This is a genomic window from Halomonas elongata (assembly GCF_029081005.1).
In the GTDB taxonomy this organism is placed as follows: Bacteria; Pseudomonadota; Gammaproteobacteria; order Pseudomonadales; family Halomonadaceae; genus Halomonas; species Halomonas elongata_B.
In genome coordinates, this window is record NZ_JAJQTQ010000077.1 from 1 (window position 1) to 500 (window position 500).

At 53.4% G+C, this 500-nt stretch carries 1 pseudogene; it reads left to right on the top strand.

Annotated elements, in window-relative coordinates:
- Positions 1-197 precede the first annotated feature (197 nt).
- A pseudogene (locus LU493_RS19505) lies at positions 198-500 on the top strand (serine-type D-Ala-D-Ala carboxypeptidase); the annotation flags it as partial.

A 500-nucleotide genomic window follows, 5' to 3' on the forward strand; every position in this document is an offset into this window, starting at 1 on the left:
TTGACGCTATCTTGCATAGTCTGTTCATTATCCGTGGTGGCGTGCGACCGGTATGGTAAACGATTTGCCCGGTCATCAGAAGGGTCGCGGCAAGCAACTTCCTCTGCTGTGTCATATTTTCTTGCAATTAAACCCTGATATGAAACGCGAAGTTCCGTAAAAAGGACGGCGGATCTGTAAATCTAGAGGATATGCCGTTGAAAGGCCGTTTGTTTATTGCTGTATCTTTGCTCGCTTCGAGCGTTTCCTGCGCATTTGCCGTCGACTTACCTGCTACGGTCGCGCCGCCTTCCATTCAGGCTGGCTCCTGGGTGCTGATGGATTACACCACCGGTCAGGTCCTGACCGCGGGTAACGAACATCAGCAGCGCAATCCTGCCAGTCTGACCAAACTGATGACCGGCTACGTGGTCGATCGCGCCATCGACAGCCATCGTATCACCTTTGACGATATCGTCACCGTGGGTAAAGACGCCTGGGCGAAGGGCAACCCGGTGTTC